Source organism: Actinoplanes sp. ATCC 53533, assembly GCF_003947245.1.
The window spans coordinates 1-2,840 of record NZ_QHHV01000407.1 but is presented as its reverse complement, the minus strand read 5'-3'; the positions used below and the strand labels follow the sequence as shown (position 1 = coordinate 2,840).

Genomic DNA, 2,840 nt, shown 5'->3' with positions numbered 1-2,840 from the left:
GTTCCGCATGGACTGCGTCGGCGCCGACTGCAACGCGCGTTCGATCGCGCGGGCGTCACGCTTGGCGATGCGGCGGTTGCGGATGCGCTCGATGGTGCTCATTGCGGTGCTCACTCCCCTGGGCCAATGCTGGCCTCGTCTGCGGTGCCGTGTTCCGGCGCTGGTTCTATTTAACCGCGCCGGAACACAACCCGCCAACGAATCGGATGGTGATCCCGCTTACCTGCCTAAGGATCGAAGGTTGAGAAATCCGCTTGCCGACGAAACTCAGGTCCAGGAGAGCAGTGCCGCCTCCGGGTCCGCGAGGAAGCCGCCGATGTCGCGCAGGAACTTCGAGCCCAACTCGCCGTCGATGATGCGGTGGTCGAACGAGAGCCCGAGGGTGGTGACCTGGCGGATCTTGATCTTTCCCTTGTGGACCCACGGCGTCGGGCGAATCGCCCCGAATGCCAGAATGGCCGCTTCTCCCGGTGGCAGGATCGGCGTGCCGGTGTCGATGCCGAAGACCCCCACGTTGGTGATCGAGAAGGTTCCGCCCGACATGTCGGACGGCGGGGTCTTTCCCGACTTAGCGGTTTGCACGAGGGCGGTCAATGCGTCCGCCAGTTCGCGCAGCGTCAGGCGGCCCGCATCCTTGATGTTGGGCACGATCAGGCCGCGTTCCGTCGCCGCCGCGATGCCCAGGTTGACGTAGTCCTTGATGACGATCTCGTTCGTCGCGCCGGACCAGGTCGAGTTGACCATCGGGTGCCGCCTGGCGGCCAGCAGCACCGCCTTCGCCACGAACAGCAGCGGCGAGATCCGCACGTCGCGGAACTCGGGCCGGGCCTTCAGCCGCTCCAGCGACTTCATCGTCCTGGTGACGTCCACGGTCAGGAACTCGGTCACGTGCGGCGCGGTGAACGCCGACGCGACCATGTGCTCGGCCGTGAGCTTGCGCACGCCCTTGATCGGGATGCGCTGCTCCCGCGAGGCGTCGAACACGGCGGCGGACGGGGCGGCTGCCCGAGTGGCGACCGTCTCAGTGACGGGCGTCTCGGTGGGTGCCGCAGCCGCTTTCTGGAGGTCGTCCCGGGTGATCGAGCCGTGCGGGCCGGTGCCGGCGACCGTGGTCAGATCGACCCCGAGATCGCGGGCCAGCTTGCGCACCGGCGGCTTGGCCAGAACCGGCCCGGCCACATCAGCCCGAGCCGGCGCCGCCGAAGCGACGGGACCGGCTGCCGCCTGAGCCGGCGCGGAACCGGCCTGGACGACGCCCGGAGCGGCCGGCGCGATCGGAGCAGGTGCTGCGGTTGTCGTCCCGGTGGGCGTACCGATGCGGGGTCGGCGTTTGGCGATTGCGGTTTTCGGGCCGTAACCGACCAGCACGGCCGTGCGGCCGCCCGGAGCCGGACCACCAATCATGCCGGGCTCGACCGCGCCCTCTTCGGGCGCGACAGCGACCGCCGCGAGTGATTCCGCGGACGGGACCGGTCCGGCGCCGGGGTCGGTGTCGATCGAGATGATCGGCGCACCGACCTCCACCGTCGTGCCCGCCTCGTGAAAGATGCGGGTGACGACCCCGCCCCACTTGGCCGGGATCTCGACCGCCGCCTTCGCGGTCTCGACCTCGACGATCGGCTGGTTCAGCTCGATCGTGTCGCCCACCTTGACCAGCCAGGCGAGGATCTCGCCCTCGGTCAGGCCCTCGCCGAGGTCGGGCAGGGTGAATTCCTTGATCCGGGACATCGGCGTCACCAGCCGAACGAACGGTCGACGGCGTCCAGCACCCGGTCCAGGTCGGGCAGGTATTCCTCTTCGACGCGGGCGGCCGGGTAGGGCACGTCGAAGCCCGTCACCCGCAGCACCGGCGCCTCCAGGGAGTAGAAGCACTCCTCGGTGATCCGGGCGGCGATCTCGGCGCCCATGCCGAGGTTGCCGGGGGCCTCGTGCACGACCACGGCCCGGCCGGTCTTGCGGACGGAGGCGTAGACCGGGCCTAGGTCCAGCGGGGAGAGCGTGCGCAGGTCGATGACCTCGAGGTCGCGGCCGTCCTCGGCCGCGGCCTGCGCCGCGTCCAGGGCGGTGCGGACCATCGGGCCGTACGCGATCACCGTGGCGTCCGCACCCTCGCGGACGACCCGGGACGCGTGCAGCGGGAAGGTCGCGGGCGCGTCGAGCTCGACCGCGCCCTTCTCCCAGTAGCGGCGCTTCGGCTCGAAGAAGACGATCGGGTCGTCGGATATGATCGCCTGCTGGATCATCCCGTACGCGTCGGCCGGGTTCGAGCAGGTCACGACCTTGAGGCCGGGGGTGTGCGCGAAGTACGCCTCGGGCGACTCGGAGTGGTGCTCGACCGCGCCGATGCCGCCGCCGTACGGGATCCGGATGACGATCGGCAGCGTGACGTTGCCCAGCGACCGGTAGTGCATCTTCGCCACCTGGGCGACGATCTGGTTGTACGCCGGGAAGACGAACCCGTCGAACTGGATCTCGCAGACCGGCCGGTAGCCGCGGATGGCCAGGCCGACCGCGGTGCCGATGATGCCGGCCTCGGCCAGCGGGGTGTCGATGACCCGGTTCTCGCCGAAGTCCTTCTGCAGGCCGTCGGTGATCCGGAAGACGCCGCCGAGCTTGCCGACGTCCTCGCCCATGATGACGACCTTGGGGTCGTTCTCCAGCGCGCGGCGCAGGCCGTGGTTCAGGGCCTTGCCGAGGGTGAGTGTCTCGCTCATCAGTGGGCGCTCCCTTCGAACGAGGCCTCGTAGGCGGCGAACTGTGCGCGCTGCTGGTCGAGCTCGGGCGAGCCGTTCGGGTAGACGTGGTCGAACATGGTGACCGGCTGCGGGTCCGGCATGGCC

At 69.6% G+C, this 2,840-nt stretch carries 2 protein-coding genes and 1 pseudogene; all 3 read right to left on the bottom strand.

Features of this window, described 5'->3' with window-relative positions:
* Positions 1-267: 267 nt before the first annotated feature.
* Positions 268-1,728, bottom strand: coding sequence for a dihydrolipoamide acetyltransferase family protein (locus tag DMB66_RS58390; RefSeq protein WP_125812541.1), 1,461 nt, complete (start codon positions 1,726-1,728; stop codon positions 268-270).
* Between the two features lie 5 nt (positions 1,729-1,733).
* Positions 1,734-2,717: an alpha-ketoacid dehydrogenase subunit beta gene (locus tag DMB66_RS58385; protein ID WP_125812542.1), complete on the bottom strand. Its 984-nt coding sequence runs from the start codon at positions 2,715-2,717 to the stop codon at positions 1,734-1,736.
* Positions 2,714-2,840, bottom strand: a pseudogene (locus DMB66_RS58380) (pyruvate dehydrogenase (acetyl-transferring) E1 component subunit alpha); the annotation flags it as partial. The gene DMB66_RS58385 and the pseudogene DMB66_RS58380, both read right to left, overlap by 4 nt.

Coding starts and splice junctions, on each gene's coding strand:
- DMB66_RS58390 (WP_125812541.1), bottom strand. CDS start 1,728: ATGTCCCGGATCAAGGAATTCACCCTGCCCGACCTCGGCGAGGGCCTG.